This window comes from Tatumella ptyseos (genome assembly GCF_030552895.1).
Classification (GTDB): domain Bacteria; phylum Pseudomonadota; class Gammaproteobacteria; order Enterobacterales; family Enterobacteriaceae; genus Rosenbergiella; species Rosenbergiella ptyseos_A.
In genome coordinates this window covers 415904-440262 of record NZ_CP130649.1, presented here as the reverse complement: position 1 = coordinate 440262, position 24359 = coordinate 415904, and the positions used below count along the sequence as shown (strand labels likewise).

The following is a 24359-nucleotide window of genomic DNA, read 5'->3' as shown; positions in this document are numbered from 1 at the left end:
CATTGCTTAATCCAACGGCTGGAAAGTGAGCGAAGATAATGGTTGAACATGTTCTTCGCGGGTCATTTTGTAGTCGGTGTTTGGGCCCAGCCATTGGTTCCAAATTTTATCGATAGTGCCTTGCTCATCCATGGCTTTCAGGCCACTATTCACGGCAGTAAGCAGCGCGGGCTCACCTTGCTTCATCCCAACCCCAATAGGTTCTAACGCCATGGGCTCTTTTACCATCGCCAAATCAATACCGGATGACTTAGCCTGACTAATCATTTTCGTCGCCGTCATCGTGTTGGTGACAAACCCCATCACTTTATTCTGTTCAAGCGCTAAAAACGCAGAAGCGGCATCTTGGAAGGTTACGGGCTTACCGCCTTTTAAGACGATGGATTGTTCAGACGTCGTCCCCTTATTAGCACTGATGCGCTTGCCTTTAAAAAAAGATAAGGGTTTATCCGCATTAGCGGCTTTCACCACCAGCATTTCTTTCGCAACATAATAGGGATCACTAAACTGAATCTGCTGGCTTCGTGTCTTGGTATAGGCTAGATTCGCGATCAACACATCCGCGCGGCCTGTCGCAATAACGGGGACGCGCGCCTCGACTGACGTCGGCACAAGTTGTGCTTTGACTCCCATCTGTTTAGAAAGCGCCTGACACAGGTCAATATCCATCCCAACCAACTGACGTGTTTTAGTGTCAGGGGCTGCAAAGGGGGGGACATCCGAATACACCGCACAGCGTAATACACCACTGCTTTTGATGCTGGCCAATAAATCTGCTTTAGCGGTAGACACTGTTGTTAATAAAGGTAGCGCCAATGCTAAATAAGAAAACGTCTTAACGTTCATACCCGGTTCTCCTCTGGATATAACAGCAATAATTAATTCACGGTCAGCAAAAGTCGTTATGTTGACAAGGATTCAGGACTGATTGTGACTATATCGAGACGCCCTACTCGATGCTAAGAGGTAAAGCCTGTTGGTCGATAGGGGATTTATATGGCTCATTGCTGATTAGCCTTGTCGAGATTCAGTCATCCTGGTTCCCCTAAGCGAATAGTTTGTAGTCGCTAGCTTGGCAATAAGTAATCTTTATCTCTCCACAATTAAATACTGTTAATCCCCCTCCTCTTATAGGTTTAAGGTAGAGACTAACGGCCAGACTTGATATTGATGTATAGGATAAAATGATGAACCTTAAGTTAGGGGTCCTATTGAAGATCGCAGCATGCCTCTGTTCTACGCTGATGCTAGCATGCGTAAAAGGATTACATGGGGCCGTACCAACGGGTGAGGTAATCTTCTTTCGTTCCTTTGTAGCCTTATTTCCGCTATTGGGTTGGCTAACACTGCAGGGTAATGTGATCGATAACTTAAAGACTAAAAACTTATTGGGTCATTTCATTCGTGGCTTTTCAGGAACTGGAGGGATGTATTTTAATTACTTGGCACTGGTCTATATTTCTCTTGCCGATGCCACGGCGTTAAGTTATGCCGCCCCCATGTTTACAGTAATAATGGCCGTTATCTTGTTAAAAGAGCATGTACGCATTTCACGCTGGTTAGCTGTGATTATCGGATTATGCGGTATCGTAATTATGCTTTCGGCCAGCTTACGCGCTGAGCACACTGCAATATCAGGAACCCTACACAGTGGCATGACGGTAGGCATCATTTTCGCGCTAGTTGCTGCCCTTTGTACCGCGACCTCCAATATCCAAATTCGATTCCTCACCGGAATAGAAAAACCCGGTGCCATCGTCTTTTACTTTTCTGTGATGACAACACTGATTGGCTTAGCCACTTATTATTGGGGCTGGGTCGTGCCAAGCCGACAACAACTCTTATTACTGATCGGCTGTGGTCTTTTTGGTGGAATGGCACAGATTTTAGTGACACTCAGCTTACGTTTTAGTGATGCCTCACTACTTGCTCCTTTCGATTACAGCACACTGGTGTGGTCGATGATGATTGGCTACCTTTTTCTCAATAGCCTACCCTTGCCTTCTACTCTTCTTGGCGCAGGTGTTGTTGCCAGCGCGGGGATCTTTACGCTTTGGTCCGAGCAGCGGCGTCGACGGTGGGTGAAGGGATAAACTAGGCTCTATCCCAATGTTAAGCCTTTAGAGCAAAAGAAAGGGTTGTGCCATCAGGTGAAAAACATTGATAGCAAGAATATTAAAATTATTTAATTCTGATACTCACAAGTAACGACCAATTCTTTCGTGTGCGGAAATTCCTTCTCCTTTAGGGAGAAATTATTAAATGCCCATACTAAAGAGGTTTATTGAATAACTGATTCACTACCCGACAAATCGTCTCGTTATCCTGGGGTTGATGTTGTTGCTTCTCGCTCCAGTCTCGCATTGGCCGCTGATACTGCTGTGTAAGGCGGGTACTTTGCTGACTCAGCGCTGTAAGTAAGGGGGCAGCCATCGCACCGCCACTAAAAACCGTCTTTCTAAAAACCAGTTGTTGGTTGGAGTAGGTCATTGGGCCGAGAGTGACTGGTATTGCTGAATAATGATTTGCAAAGCCTTGCCAAAAAATTGCGCCGTTATAACTTTGTGAATACCACGCTGTGCAGTCGACAGGGGCGGTCATAGCAATGCTAACCGGCTCCTGCGGTTTAAAAACGGTCTCCATCCACTTGGCCATTCCTTCCAGATACCACCGCTGTTTAAATAGTGCGTAACCGTATTGATAAAGGTGGAACAGCTCGTGCGCTGGCGTCGGATTATTAGTGGGGTCGAGACGATTAGAGAGCATGATTTTTAAGCCACAAGGCGTCGACTGACCATCGGCAAAGGTTTCATGGGCGACTTTATCGAAGGCTCGACCATTTCCTTTAAGGTCCAAAATAAACACACTAATTTGTTTGGCGCGCTGAAAAATAGGTTGGCTTAAGGGCGTACGTAACTGTAAATCTTTAACGTAAAATTGTTGGGCAGCTTGTAATTGCCGCGCAATATCCAAGACCCTTAAGGGCGGAGTATGAGAGCTTTGCCGTGTGGTATCCGATAACGCGTCATCGCCCACTGTCGTATAATAAAGCGTAAAAATACCTTGTTGATATTTATCGGGTAAAGTATGTGAAGCAAGCTGTGTCCCTGTGACGCAAGGCGAAGGCGCAAGAAAATCGCTGCTTTCTTGCGCCCAAGATACCGTAGAAACGACTAACGGTAGTACGGCGATTAACCTACGCATTCAGTATCCTCCACATTCTCTCCGGTGATAAGCGTATCGATTTTCGATATCAGCGTACTCAACTTCGTTAATCGTAGGCCCTGTTTTTCACAAAATAGCACCGTTTTTAATTGCGGCAACAACCATTGACCCTGACGATAAAGCTGTTGTTTACCCTCTTCGCCAAAAACAGACTGCTTGAGTCGCTGTTTAGCTTTTTTATTACGCGGCACTATAAAAATTTTATGATCGGCTTGGATATCGATCGCGTAGCGCCCCCACTCACTCTCAAGCTCAACCACCAAAATATAACTGCGGTAGAACCAATATCGGAGTAGCGTTGGAAAATTTTGCACGGGAAAATCCAGGCTAATATCTGAAAATTTTATCAGAGGTTGACCCTCGAAGGCCTGCGAGAGTAATTCGCTAAACCGCTGATCGTAATACTGATTTAGAACGGTTTCCGGTAAGTAGAGAAAGCAGGTATATAAGCGGTCTTGCAGTGAAGAAAATTGCTGTTGCTTGACTCGTGTAGCAATCTTTTGCCAGCAGCGCGTCGTATCGCACACGGGATGCATTACCTTCCCTTGAGTATGCTCTGCCGACAGCTCATCTAACAGAATAGGCCGAGTAAGGCTGAAATAAGGCTGAAAGAGTTCCGGTAAAACTTTTTTTAAGTCCGCACAACTTAGCCCCAGATGCATCAATATCGTACCGGTAAATGCCTCGTCGTTAGGATAATCGAGACGTCCCGCACCTTGTGGCTGCATCGTCATTCGATGCGCCTTCATCTGGTCAATGGCGGAGCCGGATAACCTCACTAAACAATACAACATACCGTAAACTGTATCGGGGTAAGCGTTTGCCATAGAGGCGTGCCACATCCACGACGCTTCACGCGGTGCAAACTCACATGCTAAGCACTCTTGCGTTAATGCCGATGTATGAGAAATAAACCGATCTACGGGCATATTAATCGCGATATCATCATCCATAATCCAGTAATAATCATATTCTGGTAGAAGATCCCGCGCGGCATAGGCCATATAATCACCACACTGCCAACCGGTATGCTTTACGGCATACAATTGATTAGCAGATAAGTAATCTCGCCCAACTCGCCAGTGGTCAGGGGCCAGTTGTTGCGTCAACGAGTGAGGATCGGCGAACCGCTCCTCAAAGACGTAATAATCCGCCGTCGTAGATTGTCTAAATTGCGGCAGTAATAATGCTAACCGTTCAGCTTGGCCTGCATGTCGGATAATAAAACAGTGCCGCGTCATACCACTCAACCCTATTCTTCATTTAACACAGGTAAACCATAACTCGCCTGTAACCATTGTTGCCAAGCTTGCGCGATACGCGAACTGGAATATCGCTGTGCACAGGCCTTAGCCCCACGCTGTAGCTGAGTTTGCAGTTCACTATCTTGGAGAAGTCGGATAAGGGCTGCAGCCAATGCGTCTTTATCTCCCGCATCCACTAACAATCCAGCAGGCTGACCAGCCAAAATATCACGCGGGCCATACTTTGTCGCAAAACTGACTAATGGGGTGCCAAAAGCCATAGCCTCAATCGCCGACAAGGGATGCCCTTCTTGATTTGAACACAAGACCGCACAGCACGCCTGCTGGTGTACCGAAGCAATATCCGATGTGTAACCGTTAATTTGTACTGATTTACTGAGTCCTTTTTTGATAACGAGATCAGCGATTACTTCGTGCAGTCCTCCGACCCCATAGGTATAGAGTTCTGCATCCGGTACAGCTTTAAGGACTTGCTCGAACACCTCTAGTAACAATGCATGCTGTTTTTCAGGAGAATAGCGGGCCAAATAAACCACCCGTTTTGAAGGTGTCTTCTTGATCGCAGAGTATAAAATCGCTCCGTCCAAATGGTTGGGGATAACCTGCATAGATTCGGCAGGGATCCCTAGCGCGCATAAGTCTTGGTACTGCTCCTGCGTCAAGATGATCAGTTTATTGACACAGTCTGGCGACTCGAGAAGATGCCGATATGTTGATTTTAGCTGCCCATTACCCAGCAGGTGTGAAGAGTGGATCACCGCCGAAAGATAGCAATCCATTCTTTCACTCGGTTTAGACAAGACAAAATCTCGCCACGCTCGATTCTTATCAATAACAAAGTGCCAACGTCCTGCTTGAGGTAATTGCTTCTCTAGGGCCCAGGTGGCGAATTGCTCTTCAGTCGTAAAAAGCCGTTGGCAGTGATCATTCACTTCAATATGGTTAAGTTGCCATGAGTCGTTATGGATATGCCAATGTCTACGCAGTAAAATGTTTCCTGCTTGGTCAACAAAATCATCAATTTTAATCGTCCCCTGCGCAAGCCGATAGCTTCTTTTACCTAAGGGGCACGCCTCGCTGGCAGCGACCTGTAGTGTAAACTGGCCATCAAAGGGACTTAGTGCCTCGATTTGCCCAGTCTGAAAACACTCAACCAACCCGAAATAAAGGTTTTTTACCGGGACTTCCACGGCCAGTCGTCCCCGCTCACGAAGTTGATTTAGTGTGGTAAGTAGCGATGCATTATATTGAAGCGTCACTATCCAAGGTGTTGTCTGGAGTTGCTCACGAAACAAGATGGCGCGACGCAGTGCCGCCACTTCAATACCATTTCCAACTTCACGTAAGTTTTCTAACAAAAAAACAGGAGTGCGGGAGCGGGGATCAGGTTTTTTTACGCTAACCAACGGTTGCTGTTGTTGGCTGTAATATTTGGCGTAAGCAACATAACCGGAGAGATAATGTTCGACATCATCGATGCGCACGCGATAGCTGTGGTGACGAATAAAGAAACTATTAACGATTCTGGCCGGATTTTTAAAAAACATCGCCAGTTCTGGCCAGAAAAAGCCATTGAGTAAATAGCGCGCACGATACTCTAATGCGTCAGTAAACTGCTGGAGTGGGAAATCACTCAATAAGTGCTGATGTATAGCAGAAGATTGAATACGATTAATCATCGCATTCGCCGCCATCATTAACTCAAGTAAGGTTGGGTAAGTCGTGACACGGTGACGAATGAAATCCAAGTGGTCACGGACATTATCTAAGCCAAACTTAAAATATTTTTCAAGTGGCCGATACAATGTTAGTTCATTAACACAATAGCTGAGCCAGTGGTCATGAAATTGCCAATGTTTATTCTCAATAAAATATTCGAATGCTCGCTCAACACTCTCAATCCACTTCGCCTGAGCTGATAATTTATAAAGACGCATTAAAGCGAAGGCCGCTTCCCCGTCGTAGTAAATAATTCGGAAAGGCTCCTTCACTGACAGATCGTGGTTTTCCAAGACATGGACGAACTTACCTTGTTCATCTTGCATCAGTAATATTCCTTCCGCTAAGGCTTCCATTAGCGGAACATAGGTCATATCGCCAGTGACTTCGGTATATTTGGCATAGGCTAAGATACTAACCGCATTACCACCTAGTTTTATCTCATCCCCTGTATCCACTAAAAATGCCACCTGCCGGCCATCCGCTAGGGTTTTATGTTGAATAAGCTCGTGGGTCAGATACGCCAAAGCACGCTCTATCGCTTGCCGTTGTTGGGGCTGTTGCGTGACTTCCCATCCCTCGATAAGGGCATAGGTCGAGCTGGCATGGCGTAGTGCGTTATAAGATTTGATCTTGCGGTCAAAACAGGGAAACCAACCATAATGGTACTCACCCGTCGATTTAATTTGCGATGCGAGATACTGTGCAGAGTGATTGATAAGGTTCGGCACATGCGCTTGCCAAGGTTCGGCTATTTTTCTAAATCCAGACGCTTTACCTTCGCGCTCAATCGTTTTTGTTCCTGAAGCATCGCAGAAAACAGCCTGGGTTTTAAACCGCCAGACCCTTTGTTGGGGCTCAGTTGGCCAGACTAGCGAACAGGAAAACCGGCGTCGAGCGTAGCTATCGAGATTGGTCGCATTAGGGGTAGCTACCCCCACCTTACCGTCATACAGTATAGCATTCGCCGCTAACTCTTGTTCGAGGATGGCATGAGTGAAGTCTGGGTCAAAGCTGAGTCCGAAACGGAAATAGTTACGCTTTGTTTTACCCAGCTTATCTTGTAACCCTGCCCAGCTCATCTCTTCGATATGATCGACCCGCTCGACTCGTAACCAACAGATTTGAAGATCGTGTTGTTGCCGATACCGCTGAATAAATTGCGAACCAGATGTCCAAGCGTGATTAAAATTTTTCCCCGTTGAAATGTGAGTGTATGCGCGCTGTTTCCCATCGCTAAGACTAAAGAAAAGTATGCAAGCAGGATGAGGAGCAGTATGCTCGGGCACATTTAGGCTCATCATTTCAAAATGCGCCTGTTGTAATAAATCACTTAATGCCATGTTTAGCGTTTCCTTTACATTGTGGCAAATCGATTAACGTTCGCGCAGGGCTTCTCTTGCTCGGTTGAAAGGTTTGATTAAATAATCCATCACCGTTCTCTCACCCGTTTTAATATCAACCGTGGCAATCATTCCTGGGCTAATCGCAAAATGCTTACCACGTTTATTGACCAGTGAATCATGGTCAGTGCGAATATAAACACGGTAATAATAGATTTCCGGCTTTTGCTCATCCTGAATAGTATCCGGTGAAATCGTCTCAACCACACCAGGAAGACCACCGTAAATGGCGTAATCGTAGGCGGTAATTTTTACCATCGCCTTTTGACCGGGATGAATAAACGCAATATCTCGCGGTGAGATACGGGCTTCAATTAATAAACGGTCATCGACGGGAACGATTTCCATTAATTCGCCATTCGGTGCGATGACCCCGCCAATGGTGGTCACTTTGATATTTTTGACAATCCCTTGTACCGGGGAGCGAATCGTTAACCGACTCACGCTATCGCTACGCCCTCGAACCACCTCCGCTAATGACGCTACGTCAGCATTGGCTTTAGAAAGTTGTTCGCGCGCGTCCACGTAGTAATGGGTTTTTAAATCAGTAATCTTTAACGCAATATCCGATTGCTGTTGCTGCAACCTCAGCACTTCCACACTACTGGCTGCACCGGTTTTCGCCAAGCGTTGAGTGATAGTGAGTTCACGATTAATCAGCGACATCGAGTCTTGTAGCTGTCTCATCGATTGGGTTAACTGATCACGGCGGCTTTGATAGAGGTGCGTCTCTGCGGCTAACAAATCAGGGTAAGACTGTAAGCTCGCTGGAAAGACGAGTGGACGATTATTCACTTCCGCATCCAAACGGATGCTCGCAGCTAACGAGGCCCGGTATTTCGCTTCGCTCTCTCCAACGTTAGACTCGCTACGCGTCGGATCCAATCGTGCAACCACCTGCCCCAACTTCACACGCTGACCTTCTTGTACCGGTAACTCTGTGAGTACCCCACCATCCAGTGACTGCAACACTTGCTCGCGTGAGCTGGGGATGACCTTTCCTGTACCGGTCGAGACTTCATCGACTTGGCCAAACCAGGCCCAAACGCCGAAGATAATCACTAACACCGCGAGAATCGCTATGAGATACGCTGACTTGACGATATGCGCTTCGTCCATTTCACCGCCACTCAAGATTTCAGTGGGATCGTAAGGTAAATAGCCCTTATTGGAGGTTGTTGATTGACTCATGACGTCGCTCCTTGAGGGCTAGCCTCTTTACCTTTCGTCTTGAATAACTCTTCGCGTGAAGTGTCCATGGCGATACGTCCCTCTTTTAAGACAATAACGCGTTCGGTGAGCGATAGGATAGCTGCACGATGGGTGGCGATAATTAAAGTACGATGACCAATCCATTTTTCAAGCCGCTCAATAAACTGCTTTTCGGATGGCTCATCGAATGATGCCGTGGGTTCATCCAATAGCACGATATTGGGATCGCGTAATAGCGTTCGCGACAATAATAACGATTGGCGCTGCCCTCCGGACAGCCCGGTTCCCCCCTCCATAATCGGATGCTCTAACCCTAAGGGAAGTTGTCGAACGAAATCGATAGCACCGGTAAGGGTTAAGACTTCTACGATCTCTTGGTCATCACTGGTGGGGCGACCCAGTAATAGATTGTCGCGAATGGTGCCATGGAATAGACGGGCCTCTTGCGTCAGTAAACCGATATTCCTGCGCATATCTGCCATGTCGATATGCTCTAAACTCAAGTCATCGAGTCGCACTTGGCCGGAGACCTTCTCCAAGTTACCACTCAAGGCTTGTAACAGCGTCGATTTTCCAGCCCCCATCCGCCCCAATAACGCAATTTTTTCACCTGCGGCAATCGAGAGTTTATTCACTTGCAGAGGGATCGATTCATGTTCTTGGTCGTAGCTAAAGGTGGCTTGCTGCAGCTCATAGTTTCCATGAAGAAGCGCCCGGTGAACCTTCATCTCATCGGGATGATCTTCGACAGGCAGTGCCATCAGTTGATCAAGACTATGTTTCGCCACCTTCACTTGCTGCCAACGAGCAAGCACCCCACAGAGGGCTGTCATCGGCGCGATCATTCGTGTCGAGAGCATCGAGGCTGCGACCATGGCTCCGGTAGTAATATCTCCACTAATCACCAGCGGCGCACCCACCACAACGACGGCCGCGTAGACCAAACTTTGGATCGTTGTGCCCCAGGCAACCAGGCCATGGGTTAATTGACGCGTTTTTACGCCAGACTCCGCGGTAATGCTGATATAGCTGTTCCATTGCTGAAGGAATCGGCTCTCGGCCTGCATTAATTTGATATCTTGGATGCCTTGTAAACTTTCCACCAAAATAGCGTTACGCAATGTCACTTCTTGTAGATTCTGCTGGGCTAAACGGGCCAGTTTCTTTTGATAAAGCAGTCCAGGCACCAACATAATAATTACCGCGATGGGCGCAATCCAACTCAACCATGGCGAAACGATCACCAATACCAGTTGAAACAGTAAGAAAAAAGGGAGATCCACCAGAACGGAAACGGTACGCGAGGTCACCATCTCACGAATTTGCTCGATCTCACGAACTTGGGCGATAAAGCTCCCCGTCGAACGAGGAATGGCAGAATTTTTTAAGCGTAGCGCATGACCAAATACGCGATCGGAAACCCGAATATCGGCTCGCTTAGCCAGTAGATCAGTTATATGTCCTCTGGCCAGTTTTAAGATAAACATAAAGATGACTGAGATCATCACCCCACCAAACAGGACATAAAGTGTGGGATAAGATTGTGCAGGAATCACCCTATCGTAGACCTGCATCGAGAATAAAATCCCCGATAGCGCGAGTAAGTTGATCACAAAAGAGGCGACCATTACATGTAAATAAGGCTTTAAGTCTTTGATAATTAGCTTTTTCAACCAGTCAGGCGTATAGGTCGAAAAATATTGAACAGTACGGCTATCTTTCACTGGTGCGATAGGACGAAAAGCAACGACCCACTCAGTTTGTTCGAGTAGATCGGTCACGCTGATTTGGCTAACTAGGCCGCCCTCTTCCATAAAACGTACGCCAGCACAATCTTGCCCATCGAAGCTTTCGATCACGACAACCGAACCGTTTTTTAAGGTGGCGACCAGCGGCAAACGTAGCCCAGAAATAATCTTTTCCGACTGATCCAATAAGGTAAATTTCAACCCAGCGAGTCGAGAAAGATGCTGTAACTTGGTTTGCAGACTTTGTTCAGATAACCATGGCACGGCGGCAGACAACGCCCCCGGTGAAAAGGATTGTCGATAATGTCTCGCAATCAATGTGATGGCATCGACCCATTCGTCGTGTTGAGTTTGAGTGTTGTAATTTATCATGGGCGAATATCGACTCCTTGAATTCGACGGTTATCAAGACGGAATACCGAACGCATCATGCCGGTACTGAACAGGCAATCGAGTTGTAAACTGTTAAGTTGTGCTAGTGTCTGGGCTTGGCTAAATTTAGCTTGGAAAATTTCTTGATCGACGTTCAACAAATCGAGTAGAGGGCGAGTCCCTAATTGCAAATATTGGTCTTGATAAAGCCCTAAGGTTTTTTCACCCAAGGCTTGTTGCCGCTGTTGAATGACCAAAGTTTGCCCCAAGTTTGTCGCTTCATCTTGTGAGGTCGCCAATTTTTGATAAGCCTCTAATTGTGCGGCTTTGATCGCCGCATTCGCAGCGGATAAGGCATGCTCTGCTGCCTCACGAGAGGCAGATAACCCTCCACCTTGATAGAGCGGCATTTGCACTCGGATCGAGGCGGTATACTGGGTTTTATCCAACTCGCTACTACCTGAATAATGATTATTCAAATAGTGGGTGACTTCAGGTTCCAAGGAGATCGTCGGCATCATCTGGGCATTAGCATGATCGACGTCGGCTTGTGCTTGATTCGCCCCCGCCCACGCCGCTAAGACCGATGGAATTAGCTGATAATCGGGATGCTGCACCGCACAAGCCCGCGTCAGTGTTTCGGGTACATCTTGCGTGACTCGGTTAACCCCTTGTACGCCAATATAGGTCGCAAGGGTCGCCTGCCAGCGCTGTAAGGAGGCTTGATATTGCATCAGGGTTGCTTGAGCGCCCTCGATACGAGTATCGGTTTGTACCACATCGGAGAGTGGACTGGCTCCCTCAGTATTACGCTGCCGGATCAAGTTACCAATTTGTTTTAAGGAGTCGAGCTGTTGAGTGGCCATAGTGACCAGCTGCTGATACCCCTGCACCTGAACCACTGCTGAAGCGGTATCGTGAGCAACTTGGTCGATGGTTAGCATCACTTCGGCCTGTTGCTGAGCGACCGCAGCATTGGCGGCACGTACAGAACTGGAGACCTTACCGAAGTCATATAACATCTGAGAAAGAGAGATATCGATTGAGGGCGAATAGCCTTTATTGATGTAAGTATTGCTGTAGCCATTATTCACTCCAGCATTTACTTGCGGATAATACTTTGCTTTGGCGACATCGACATTCGATGACTGCTCAAATAATTTACCCACCGCTTGTGTGATGGTGGGATGCCAATTTACCGCCATCGCAACGGCTGCTGACATATCCAGAGGCTGACCGTTTTGCACCGAGCCATTCGGTGCGACGCTATATAAGTCTGGCAGTTTCTCCTCACCAATCATCTGTTGTGCACTAATTATCGACTCATCAGCTAACGCCGAAATGCTAGTGATAATGCTGATCCCCAACACTCCCCGAATCACTAAATGACTTAAGGTGACCAAGCAAAATTTCTTCATAAAACAACTCTCTTGCGTCGATAGTAAAACTTTTTAATTTATTACAGACGTAAAAAAGCGGGAGTTACCTCCCGCTTAATCATTATGATGATGAATTGTGATCAATTAACTCATCGAGCGTGACATTCACCCCTTCAAGGGTGACCAGTGTGGTTGAGCTGTAAGCACTACCCGTTCCATCTCGGTCAATCGAAACAACGGTATTACCATCGGTATGACTGACAGAAACGTAGTTCCCTAAGGTACTCGACTCACCATCCCAACCGACAAGTAGCGCAGAGACATCAATGTGGTCGCCATCACTGACAGAGAAGTCAGTCCAAGTATCACTACCGTTGCCTCCGGTATTGTCATCGGCAAGTAATTTGTAAACCACGGTATCTGCTCCACTTTCTGTCGTGAAAGTATCGTCATACGCCGTACTAGTGATCGTATCGGCATTGGCGCTACCCGTAATGACTGGATGCAAATCGATGGTTAAATTGGCGGTCGATGAGGTACCATCGCTATCGTTCAATGAATAACTGAATGTCTCCTTGGAGGTAATGGTCGACGTATCGATACCCGCTTTTAAGGTATAGGTATAAGAACCGTCATCCGATAACACTAGGGTTCCGTACTTGCCGTACAACGTGACCGAGTCACCACTCACTGTGCTGCCACTCGAATCGGTAATCGATTTATCGCTCGCACTCACCGTATAAGAGACAGCCGTTCCTGAAGCGTTATTACCGGTAATAGTAAAGGACTGGTATTCACTGCCAAAGGTGTCGGCGACGCTATCAGAGTCCGTACCGTCCAGGATATTGCCGGTCGCGGTTTCGGATTCAGTGTAGTGATGAGTCGTATCGACCGAAGTTCCAGATAAGGAGCTGGTCACAGTAAGTGATGTCCCGCCAGATCCCCCTAAGAGTGCAGTATTAGACGCACTGTAAACAAAAGTGACCGTATAGTCCCCTTCGGTTAACTCGCTAAGCCCCAGAGAAGAAAGCGAAAGAGTTTGAGTGGAATTGTAAAGAGTCAACGCAGAAAGCGTGATATTTGACAGCGTTGTCGACTCAGAGTCTCCTGTCGTTTCATTTAGGATCGTCAATGTTCCAGAAACTGTCGTGGTGGAACTATTAGCAATCCCCAATATTGTATTATTCGATGCACTAAACTTTAATACCAAGCTTGCACTATCCAACGTAGTACCTGAGGCTACTGTGAAGGACTCTGTCGCTGTATTAGAAACTGTAGCGCTTTTTGCAATAGATAAGGCACTGATAAGCGTATTCGTAGTGTAAGTTAAGCTAGTACCCGCTGCTAATTCGGTGTCAGTGCTAACCGATACGGTATCTGCCACCGCCGTAGAATGCGTGCCTTCAATCGTCAGCGTTAAGGTCGCTGTTGCTGTATTACCGCTGGCATCAGTAATCGTGTAAGTAAAGACATCAGATTTACCGATATTGCTGGTAGCACTTGAAGGTTGGTAGGAGTAGCTACCATCCGCTGCGATAGTTAGTACGCCATACTCGCCTGTTATAGTTGTTTCACCGGTACTCGCAACTGCCACACTTGAACTATCATCAGTCGAACTCGCGACAACACTTGTGACATGAATGCTAGTCCCAGTATCGGCAACATCGCCTGCCGTATCGGTCGTTAATACGTTTCCTGATGTCGTTCCGTAGGTGTACTGAACAGAATCAGTGATTTCAACGTCTAACGATGTCGCTAAGTTTAAGTTAGCCAATGTATTGATTAACGTTTCAAGCAAGGTGCCATTTGATGACGATGAGATCGCGACCGTATAGGTACCCTTCGTTAGGCCTGATACATTCACGTCCCCGCTATACACCAAACTTAATCCACTTCCGGTAATGCTTATTGCATTAGAAATGGTTTGTACTACCTCACCGGTTGAAGTATCGATCACGGAGAGATCCGCGGTTAACGAACTCACACCTAGTAATGACAAGATAGTATTGAGAATTGCCGCACTCCCTACGGTGACCCCCCCCGAAACATCTAACGTGACATTCTCGGATGTATTGCTATCGACCGTAAACGTGAAGCTGTTTGACGATAACAGTGAGAGTAGTGCCGTGTTTCCTAATAAACTCAAGCCTGCTAACTCGGTAATAGACCCAGAAGTACCGTTAAGATTATCTTGCACAGCTGTCACGGTAGACTCGTGAGTATCATTATTGGCTTCAATACTAGTATCTGAGTCGGAATCGCTGTCAGAGTCCGAATCGCTATCAGAGTCGGAGTCGCTGTCTGAATCCGAGTCGCTGTCGGAATCAGAGTCACTGTCTGAATCCGAATCACTATCAGAGTCCGAATCGCTGTCTGAATCCGAGTCACTATCAGAGTCCGAGTCGCTGTCAGAATCGGAATCGCTGTCCGAGTCGCTGTCAGAGTCGGAATCGCTGTCGGAATCCGAGTCACTATCAGAATCCGAGTCACTATCAGAGTCAGAGTCGCTATCAGAATCGGAATCGCTATCAGAGTCAGAGTCGCTGTCAGAATCCGAATCGCTATCTGAATCCGAGTCACTATCTGAGTCAGAGTCGCTGTCGGAGTCCGAGTCACTATCAGAGTCAGAGTCGCTGTCGGAGTCAGAGTCGCTGTCGGAGTCAGAGTCGCTGTCGGAGTCAGAGTCAGAGTCACTGTCTGAGTCGGAATCGCTGTCTGAATCCGAGTCACTATCAGAATCGGAATCGCTGTCTGAATCCGAGTCACTGTCTGAATCCGAGTCACTGTCTGAATCGGAGTCGCTATCAGAGTCCGAATCGCTGTCTGAATCCGAGTCGCTGTCTGAATCGGAGTCACTATCAGAGTCCGAGTCGCTGTCTGAATCCGAGTCGCTATCAGAGTCCGAATCGCTGTCTGAGTCGGAATCGCTATCAGAATCGGAGTCGCTGTCTGAATCGGAATCGCTGTCTGAGTCAGAGTCACTATCAGAATCGGAATCGCTATCAGAGTCAGAGTCGCTGTCTGAATCCGAGTCGCTGTCTGAGTCGGAATCGCTGTCTGAATCGGAGTCACTATCGGAGTCAGAGTCGCTATCAGAATCGGAATCGCTATCAGAATCGGAATCGCTGTCTGAATCCGAGTCGCTATCTGAGTCAGAATCGCTGTCTGAGTCAGAGTCACTGTCTGAATCCGAGTCGCTGTCAGAATCCGAGTCACTATCAGAGTCAGAATCGCTGTCGGAGTCAGAGTCACTATCGGAGTCAGAGTCGCTGTCTGAATCCGAGTCGCTGTCTGAATCCGAGTCGCTGTCAGAATCCGAGTCACTATCAGAGTCAGAATCGCTGTCTGAGTCCGAGTCGCTATCAGAGTCCGAGTCGCTGTCTGAGTCCGAGTCACTATCAGAATCGGAGTCGCTGTCAGAATCGGAATCACTGTCAGAGTCCGAGTCGCTGTCTGAATCGGAGTCAGAGTCGCTGTCTGAGTCCGAGTCGCTATCAGAGTCCGAGTCGCTATCAGAGTCGCTATCAGAGTCAGAATCGCTGTCAGAATCCGAGTCGCTATCAGAATCGGAGTCACTGTCTGAATCCGAGTCACTATCAGAGTCAGAATCGCTGTCTGAGTCAGAGTCACTATCAGAATCGGAGTCGCTGTCTGAATCCGAGTCGCTATCAGAATCGGAGTCGCTGTCTGAGTCGGAATCGCTGTCTGAATCCGAGTCGCTATCAGAGTCCGAATCGCTGTCTGAGTCAGAGTCAGTATCGTCGAAGTAATAAATGGAACCTTTATCTGACTCATTATTTGAGGAGTCAGTTAAGGATACCGATAGGTCTTGGTTTGCTGATAGGCTGTCCGGTAATCTAATCTGGAAAATTCCATCTGCATCAACTAATCCAGTTATAACCACATCACCATTACTGTCATAAACCTTAACCGTAGTCCCTGCTTCCCCCTTACCTGATAAAGTTAAATCAGACTCATCGATCATAAGATCAGTCGGTAAACTAGGTGCAGTTGAATCTTTTGCTATAACAGTAGCTGGCGTAGAGCTATTTTTCGCACTATCGGTTGAAATGACGTCTAATGTTTGACCATTAGTTTGCGGTGTATCTAACGTAATTGAGAAAGTACCATCGGCGGCAACGGTTCCTAAGCCTAATTCTTTACCATTCTCATCAGTAATTGTGATAGTTGAACCTATCTCACCTTTACCTGTAACCGTCGTGCCCTCATCATCCAATTGAACATTACTTGGTTCTACTGGTGCAGTGGTATCTGGTGCCGTAGCGGTCGCTATTAAAGAGGTGTTGCCTGCAGTATCTGTTGCCGTAGCACTTAAGCTTTGGCCGTTGGTTTCTGCTGTATTTAAGGTAACGCTAAAAGAACCATCATTACCCACCGTAGCACTGCCAAGCGTACTACCCTCAGCATCTTTGATCGTAATGGTCGATCCGGCTTCCGCCTTACCCGTGACAGTCAGACCGTCATCGCTGACAGCGACATCAGTCGGTGTTGCTGGCGCAGTGGTATCTGCTGCGGTGATAGACGCTGCTGAAGAAACATTTCCCGCTGCATCAGTCGCCGTCACACTTAAGGTCTGACCATTGGTCTGTGCGGTAGGCAGGGTCACACTGAAAGTGCCATCGCTACTGACCGTGGCAGTACCGAGGGTATTACCCTCGGCATCTTTGATTGCTACTGTCGATCCGGCTTCCGCCTTACCCGTGACAGTCAGACCGTCATCGCTGACAGCGACATCAGTCGGTGTTGCTGGCGCAGTGGTATCTGCTGCGGTGATAGACGCTGCTGAAGAAACATTTCCCGCCGCATCGGTCGCCGTCACACTTAAGGTCTGACCATTGGTCTGTGCGGTAGGCAGGGTCACACTGAAAGTGCCATCACTACCGACCGTGGCAGTGCCGAGCGTATTACCGTCAGCATCTTTGATCGTAACAGTTGAGCCGGCTTCGCCTTTACCTGAAAGGATTGTGCCATCGTTACTTAATTGAATACCACTTGGTTCGGCTGGAGCCGTGGTATCCGTCGCGGTGATAGTTGCTGCTGAAGAAACATTTCCCGCCGCATCGGTCGCCGTCACACTTAAGGTCTGACCATTGGTCTGTGCGGTAGGCAGGGTCACACTGAAAGTGCCATCGCTACCGACCGTGGCAGTACCGAGCGTATTACCGTCAGCATCTTTGATCGTAACGGTTGAGCCAGCTTCCGCCTTACCCGTGACAGTTAAACCGTCATCGCTGACAGCAACATCAGTCGGTGTTGCTGGCGCAGTGGTATCCGTCGCGGTGATAGTTGCTGCTGAAGAAACATTTCCCGCTGCATCGGTCGCCGTCACACTTAAGGTCTGACCATTGGTCTGTGCGGTAGGCAGGGTCACACTGAAAGTGCCATCACTACCGACCGAGGCAGTACCAGCGTATTACCGTCAGCATCTTTGATCGTAACGGTTGAGCTGGCTTCCGCCTTACCCGTGACAGTTAAACCGTCATCGCTGACAGCAACATCAGTCGGTATTGCTGGCGCAGTGGTGTCTGCTGCGGTGATAGTTGCTGCTGAAGAAACATTTCCCGCCGCATCGGTCGCCGTCACACTTAAGGTCTGACCATTAGTCTGTGCGGTAGGCAGGGTCACACTGAAAGTGCCATCACTACCGACCGTGGCAGTACCGAGCGTATTACCGTCAGCATCTTTGATCGTAACGGTTGAGCTGGCTTCCGCCTTACCCGTGACAGTTAAACCGTCATCGCTGACAGCAACATCAGTCGGTGTTGCTGGCGCAGTGGTATCTACTGCGGTGATAGTTGCTGCTGAAGAAACATTTCCCGCCGCATCGGTCGCCGTCACACTCAAGGTCTGACCATTGGTCTGTGCGGTAGGCAGGGTCACACTGAAAGTGCCATCGCTACCGACCGTGGCAGTACCGAGCGTATTACCCTCGGCATCTTTGACTGTGATGGTAAACGCTTCGCCTTTACCTGAAAGGATTGTGCCATCGTCACTTATTTGAATACCACTTGGTTCAGTAGGCGCAGTGATATCTGCTGCGGTGATAGTTGCTGCTGAAGAAACATTTCCATCGCTGCACAGCCGTCACATCAGTCTGACCATTAAAGTCTGTGACAGCAACATCAGGGTGTTGCTGGCGCAGTGGTATCTACTGCGGTGATAGTTGCTACTGAAGAAACATTTCCCGCCGCAGGTCGCCGTCACACTCAAGGTCTGACCATTGGTCTGTGCGGTAGGCAGGGTCACACTGAAAGTGCCATCGCTACCGACCGTGGCAGTACCGAGCGTATTACCCTCGGCATCTTTGACTGTGATGGTAGATCCCGCTTCGCCTTTACCTGAAAGGATTGTGCCATCGTCACTTATTTGAATACCACTTGGTTCAGTAGGCGCAGTGATATCTGCTGCGGTGATAGTTGCTGCTGAAGAAACATTTCCCGCTGCATCAGTCGCCGTCACACTAAGGTCTGACCATTAGTCTGTGCGGTAGGCAGGGTCACACTGAAGGTGCCATCGCTACCGACCGTGGCAGTACCGAGCGTATTACCCTCGGCATCTTTGACTGTGATGGTAGATCCCGCTTCGCCTTTACCTGAAAGGATTGTGCCATCGTCACTTATTTGAATACCACTTGGTTCAGTAGGCGCAGTGATATCTGCTGCGGTGATAGTTGCTACTGAAGAAACATTTCCCGCCGCATCGGTCGCCGTCACACTTAAGGTCTGACCATTAGTCTGTGCGGTAGGCAGGGTCACACTGAAGGTGCCATCGCTACCGACCGTGGCAGTACCGAGCGTATTACCCTCGGCATCTTTGACTGTGATGGTAGATTCCGCTTCGCCTTTACCTGAAAGGATTGTGCCATCGTCACTTATTTGAATACCACTTGGTTCAGTAGGCGCAGTGATATCTGCTGCGGTGATGGTTGCTGCTGAAGAAACATTTCCCGCTGCATCGGTCGCCGTCACACTTAAGGTCTGACCATTAGTCTGTGCGGTAGGCAGGGTCACACTGAAAGTGCCATCACTACCGACCGTGGCAGTACCGAGCGTATTACCGTCAGCATCTTTGATCGTAACGGTTGAGCCAGCTTCCGCCTTACCCGTGACAGTTAAACCGTCATCGCTGACAGCAACATCAGTCGGTGTTGCTGGCGCAGTGATATCTGCTGCGGTGATGGTTGCTGCTGAAGAAACATTTCCCGCTGCATCGGTCGCCGTCACACTCAAGGTCTGACCATTGGTCTGTGCGGTAGGCAGGGTCACACTGAAGGTGCCATCGCTACTGACCGTGGCAGTACCGAGCGTATTACCCTCGGCATCTTTGACTGTGATGGTAGATCCCGCTTCGCCTTTACCTGAAAGGATTGTGCCATCGTTACTTAATTGAATACCACTTGGTTCGGCTGGAGCCGTGGTATCCGTCGCGGTGATGGTTGCTGCTGAAGAAACATTTCCCGCCGTATCGGTCGCCGTCACAATTAAGGTCTGACCATTAGTCTGTGCGGTAGGCAGGGTCACACTGAAAGTGCCATCACTACCGACCGTGGCAGTACCGAGCGTATTACCGTCGGCATCTTTGATCGTAACGGTTGAGCCGGCTTCCGCCTTACCCGTGACAGTTAAACCGTCATCGCTGACAGCAACATCAGTCGGTATTGCTGGCGCAGTAGTGTCTGCTGCGGTGATAGTTGCTGCTGAAGAAACATTTCCCGCCGCATCGGTCGCCGTCACACTTAAGGTCTGACCATTAGTCTGTGCGGTAGGCAGGGTCACACTGAAAGTGCCATCACTACCGACCGTGGCAGTACCGAGCGTATTACCGTCAGCATCTTTGATCGTAACGGTTGAGCCAGCTTCCGCCTTACCCGTGACAGTTAAACCGTCATCGCTGACAGCAACATCAGTCGGTGTTGCTGGCGCAGTGGTATCTACTGCGGTGATAGTTGCTACTGAAGAAACATTTCCCGCCGCATCGGTCGCCGTCACACTCAAGGTCTGACCATTGGTCTGTGCGGTAGGCAGGGTCACACTGAAAGTGCCATCACTACCGACCGTGGCAGTACCGAGCGTATTACCGTCAGCATCTTTGATCGTAACGGTTGAGCCAGCTTCCGCCTTACCCGTGACAGTTAAAACGTCATCGCTGACAGCAACATCAGTCGGTGTTGCTGGCGCAGTGATATCTGCTGCGGTGATGGTTGCTGCTGAAGAAACATTTCCCGCTGCATCGGTCGCCGTCACACTCAAGGTCTGACCATTGGTCTGTGCGGTAGGCAGGGTCACACTGAAGGTGCCATCGCTACTGACCGTGGCAGTACCGAGCGTATTACCCTCGGCATCTTTGACTGTGATGGTAGATCCCGCTTCGCCTTTACCTGAAAGGATTGTGCCATCGTTACTTAATTGAATACCACTTGGTTCGGCTGGAGCCGTGGTATCCGTCGCGGTGATGGTTGCTGCTGAAGAAACATTTCCCGCCGTATCGGTCGCCGTCACACTTAAGGTCTGACCATTAGTCTGTGCGGTAGGCAGGGTCACACTGAAAGTGCCATCACTACCGACCGTGGCAGTACCGAGCGTATTACCGTCGGCATCTTTTGATCGTAACGGTTGAGCCGGCTTCCGCCTTACCCGTGACAGTTAAACCGTCATCGCTGACAGCAACATCAGTCGGTATTGCTGGCGCAGTGGTGTCTGCTGCGGTGATAGTTGCTACTGAAGAAACATTTCCCGCTGCATCAGTCGCCGTCACACTCAAGGTCTGACCATTAGTCTGTGCGGTAGGCAGGGTCACACTGAAGGTGCCATCGCTACCGACCGTGGCAGTACCGAGCGTATTACCCTCGGCATCTTTGATCGTAACGGTTGAGCCAGCTTCCGCCTTACCCGTGACAGTTAAACCGTCATCGCTGACAGCAACATCAGTCGGTGCTGCCGGTGCCGTGGTATCTGCTGCGGTAATCGACGCTGCTGAAGAAACATTTCCCGCCGCATCGGTCGCCGTCACACTTAAAGTCTGACCATTAGTCTGTGCGGTAGGCAGGGTCACACTGAAGGTGCCGTCGCTACCAGCCGTGGCAGTGCCGAGCGTATTACCGTCAGCATCTTTAATCGTAACGGTTGAGCCGGCTTCCGCCTTACCCGTGATAGTCAAACCGTCATTACTTAGCTGAATCTCACTTGGTTCGGCGGGCGCTGTCGTGTCATCGCCTGAAGTACCAGGAGTAGAAGGAGAATCCCCCCCACTATTACTCGTACTAGCTTGCGAATCGCTGTGATGAGAATTCGAAGCACCTAAAATCATGGCACCGATACCAAGTAACGCCGCCCCAGCCATTACCCAAGCACCAATATGCTCATCTGCTGCTACAGCTGATGTGCCTACTTCAGACAAAGAACTGATTGACGTATATTTCGCAGCATCAGTGCCAGGATTTTCAAGCCACCATAATGCTCCATCATGTGGGTCAACTATTACCAAATCATTGTGCTGTCCATTAGGGCCAACAGTGAAGAAATCTTTAATAGTGATTTTTTGATGATCATTTAGTTCGATGACCAAATCATTATTGACGCGGGAGAAGCTTTTAATATCTTCCCGGCTAACAGAGATTTTTAATATCGAGGCAGAATCTAGCGTAACTTCCGAAGAATGTATTGTAGAGCTACTTCCATTTTCTTTCGATAAAGCGACGATATTAAACATAGAGTTAGCCTCAATAATATTTCTGGTGGTTAGATTTTTGGGACGTGCGCCCTTGATTTCCGTCAAATATCCGGATTTAAGTTAGTGAGATTATTCTTAATATATTTACTGCCTAGTGAAACTAGAGAAAAGAAAAAAACAATGCAATGACATGTTCGATAAATATTTTTTATCATTCCTTCGGAGATTAGGTGGTGGCTAGATCAAGACTATTGTGAAAGCTGAACGTCTTAACAGCCCAATTTTGATTAATTCAGGAGACAGAATAGAAATCATATTGAAAGTCTATACATTAAAACACAACCAGCTACTTAACCTAAAAAATCCAATTTAACAGCACATTAATTCAAGTTAATAAAAAAAACCAACTAATAATTACAATTCAGCCTGATTAGTGAAAAAATCTAAATAATCAAATTTTTCAATAAAAAACTATTTTTACCCGAATTTTAAGCAGAAAAAACCTCCAACTGTTGGTTTTCACCAGAACTAAAGTTTAACTTTCGAGTAAAAAAATTTCTGAAAAAATTGAGAAGTTACAGCTCTGATTATGTTCAGAGCGCTTTAGAAAGGCTTATTTCAAATAAGTCGTGCAAATAATTTTCTAGAAGAAGCATTTAAAAAAACAAAAACAATACAAAATTGTAGATAATTAATTTCACAAAATAATTTGATTTTATTTTAAATTGGTCACTTTTAATGAAAAGGTAAAATTAATAGAATAAAAATCACCTTTATATGGGGATTTAATAGTGATCAATTCCGTAAAGATCCAAGCAGGATCAAGTCTTTAGAGGGTTTTCTATATTGAACAGAACACGCTTCAAGATATCGGGTCATGTAAATATGAATACTTAGATAGCTCACAGTAGCGACAACAGATAATAGTTAGAAATATAGACTGCTTTTTATAACCACTCCGTCGTCCGCCATATGAGTGATCGCGTTGCGGTGATGTAATTTGGGCCAGATTGTTGAGGTAGGTGAAACACAACATGTTCTCGACAGTCCCCGCCATCCTTACACCCAACTCTTAATGGAATCTATACCACGAATAGGCATTGAGCTTGACAGTACCCCGGTAAATACTGAGCTGCCAGGAAACCGGAAACTCCCCGAGGGATGTTATTTCCGCGAACGCTGCCCCGTGGCTACTGAGGCTTGCCAACTCCCGCAATCTTTGCGGGCATTAGATCAAAAACAGTTAGTCAGATGCTGTAACGTTTAAAAGATAAAGTCGTCGTCAATAGAAAATAATGCGAAGCGAAGGAGAATAGCCCTCTTTAGGCCAACGAGTGATATGTCTGATAATGCTTGCACTCGATATAGATTTATCCGGGTTGGCTGCCCGGAATTTTTAGGGCGTTATGAGTGAGAATCGCGGCATCGAAATAAATACCCTGCTAAGGAATAATCGCTATAGTCGAATAATATCTCTTGTTTTCACTATATAGCGATGTATCCATCACTCATTAGCCTATAACTACCTCTGTAATGCCCTGTTGGGTCATATAATCGCATGCAGACTTAGGTAAATGGCTATCGGATATAACCTTATCGAAGGTAGATAAAGGTAAAGCCATAAATGTCGCCATCTGATTAAATTTAGAGCTATCACTTAAGAGAATTTTTTTAGCGCTAACTTGGCTTGCTGCCTGCTTAACGGGTATTTTACTTTCATCCGGCGTAAATATTCCTCTTAAATCCCAGCTACTCGTGGAAATGAAGGCAATATCAATGGCTAAATGTAAAAGTGTGCGTGCAGCAGACTCACCAGTCGAAGAGCGGTTTTCGCGACACAATGTCCCACCCGTATGGATTACGCGGCATTGGCTTGAATTGATTAATAGCTGGGTAATTTCAAAGTCATTAGTGACGATTTGCAGATCATCACGTAATAAAATTTCATTCGCCAGCGCCAAAGTCGTCGTTCCCGCATCAAGATATATACAGCTTCTCTCCGGGATATTTTCTGCCGCTAAGCGTCCAATAGCTCTTTTCTCATCACTGTATAAAGTACTTTTCACTAAGTGACTCGGCTCAATCGCGAGTCTATTGACTGATCGAACCCCTCCAGACACCGCGACCAATAACCCCTCTTGTTCAAGTTTCCCGACATCACGCCTAATGGTCATATGCGAAACACCAAGAATCTCGGTTAGCTCAGAAATACTGGCGGTGCCCTGTTGTTCAAGTAATGCCAAAATATGCTGATGTCGTTTGATAGGTATCACAGTGCTCTCCTTCCCATTTGTTCACATCCTTGAACTAAAAAAGTCATCATTATTTTCACAAGAAGCCGAAGAT

13 protein-coding genes and 2 pseudogenes are annotated in these 24359 nt (G+C 47.6%); 2 read left to right on the top strand and 13 right to left on the bottom strand.

Annotation, left to right across the window (positions count from 1 at the left end):
* Nucleotides 1-6 precede the first annotated feature (6 nt).
* The gene (locus tag QJR74_RS02200) at nucleotides 7-846 is read right to left on the bottom strand and encodes an ABC transporter substrate-binding protein (protein WP_304372988.1); all 840 of its coding nucleotides are present in this window, start codon (nucleotides 844-846) and stop codon (nucleotides 7-9) included.
* A 341-nt stretch (nucleotides 847-1187) separates the two neighbouring features.
* Here QJR74_RS02200 and QJR74_RS02195 point away from each other — a divergent pair, with 341 nt between their 5' ends.
* The gene (locus QJR74_RS02195; RefSeq protein WP_304372987.1) at nucleotides 1188-2093 is read left to right on the top strand and encodes a DMT family transporter; all 906 of its coding nucleotides are present in this window, start codon (nucleotides 1188-1190) and stop codon (nucleotides 2091-2093) included.
* A gap of 178 nt (nucleotides 2094-2271) precedes the next feature.
* On the opposite strand, the gene QJR74_RS02190 is transcribed toward QJR74_RS02195, so the two are convergent.
* The 11 genes and pseudogenes from QJR74_RS02190 to QJR74_RS02140 all read right to left on the bottom strand — a co-directional run bounded on the left by QJR74_RS02190 (nucleotide 2272) and on the right by QJR74_RS02140 (nucleotide 22052).
* Nucleotides 2272-3204, bottom strand: coding sequence for a peptidase (locus QJR74_RS02190; RefSeq protein ID WP_304372986.1), 933 nt, complete (start codon nucleotides 3202-3204; stop codon nucleotides 2272-2274).
* Nucleotides 3192-4466 carry a hypothetical protein gene (locus QJR74_RS02185; RefSeq protein ID WP_304372985.1) on the bottom strand — a complete coding sequence of 425 codons (1275 nt, stop codon included), beginning with the start codon at nucleotides 4464-4466 and terminating at the stop codon, nucleotides 3192-3194. The genes QJR74_RS02190 and QJR74_RS02185 overlap by 13 nt, the downstream gene beginning before the upstream one ends.
* A gap of 11 nt (nucleotides 4467-4477) precedes the next feature.
* On the bottom strand, nucleotides 4478-7552 hold the full coding sequence (locus tag QJR74_RS02180; protein ID WP_304372984.1) for a glycosyltransferase: 3075 nt from the start codon (nucleotides 7550-7552) through the stop codon (nucleotides 4478-4480).
* A gap of 33 nt (nucleotides 7553-7585) precedes the next feature.
* Complete coding sequence (locus QJR74_RS02175; protein WP_241587205.1) at nucleotides 7586-8731, bottom strand: HlyD family type I secretion periplasmic adaptor subunit; 1146 nt, start codon at nucleotides 8729-8731, stop codon at nucleotides 7586-7588.
* 68 nt (nucleotides 8732-8799) lie between these two features.
* Nucleotides 8800-10944, bottom strand: a complete 2145-nt coding sequence (locus QJR74_RS02170) for a type I secretion system permease/ATPase (protein WP_304372983.1) — start codon at nucleotides 10942-10944, stop codon at nucleotides 8800-8802.
* A complete protein-coding gene (locus QJR74_RS02165) occupies nucleotides 10941-12362 on the bottom strand; it encodes a TolC family outer membrane protein (protein WP_304372982.1) in 1422 nt (473 codons plus the stop codon). The genes QJR74_RS02170 and QJR74_RS02165 overlap by 4 nt, the downstream gene beginning before the upstream one ends.
* Nucleotides 12363-12444: 82 nt before the next feature.
* Nucleotides 12445-17673, bottom strand: a complete 5229-nt coding sequence (locus tag QJR74_RS02160) for an Ig-like domain-containing protein (protein WP_304373939.1) — start codon at nucleotides 17671-17673, stop codon at nucleotides 12445-12447.
* Nucleotides 17674-18323, bottom strand: a pseudogene (locus QJR74_RS02155) (Ig-like domain-containing protein); the annotation flags it as partial.
* Between the two features lie 105 nt (nucleotides 18324-18428).
* Complete coding sequence (locus QJR74_RS02150; RefSeq protein WP_304372981.1) at nucleotides 18429-18803, bottom strand: Ig-like domain-containing protein; 375 nt, start codon at nucleotides 18801-18803, stop codon at nucleotides 18429-18431.
* On the bottom strand, nucleotides 18800-20884 hold the full coding sequence (locus tag QJR74_RS02145) for an Ig-like domain-containing protein (protein WP_304372980.1): 2085 nt from the start codon (nucleotides 20882-20884) through the stop codon (nucleotides 18800-18802). The genes QJR74_RS02150 and QJR74_RS02145 overlap by 4 nt, the downstream gene beginning before the upstream one ends.
* Before the next feature lie 43 nt (nucleotides 20885-20927).
* Complete coding sequence (locus QJR74_RS02140; RefSeq protein WP_304372979.1) at nucleotides 20928-22052, bottom strand: Ig-like domain-containing protein; 1125 nt, start codon at nucleotides 22050-22052, stop codon at nucleotides 20928-20930.
* A gap of 909 nt (nucleotides 22053-22961) precedes the next feature.
* Between QJR74_RS02140 and QJR74_RS02135 the strand changes: the two are divergent.
* Nucleotides 22962-23280, top strand: a pseudogene (locus QJR74_RS02135) (oligopeptide/dipeptide ABC transporter ATP-binding protein); the annotation flags it as partial.
* A gap of 244 nt (nucleotides 23281-23524) precedes the next feature.
* On the opposite strand, the gene QJR74_RS02130 reads toward QJR74_RS02135, so the two are convergent.
* Nucleotides 23525-24286 carry a DeoR/GlpR family DNA-binding transcription regulator gene (locus QJR74_RS02130; RefSeq protein ID WP_304372978.1) on the bottom strand — a complete coding sequence of 254 codons (762 nt, stop codon included), beginning with the start codon at nucleotides 24284-24286 and terminating at the stop codon, nucleotides 23525-23527.
* Nucleotides 24287-24359: the final 73 nt, after the last annotated feature.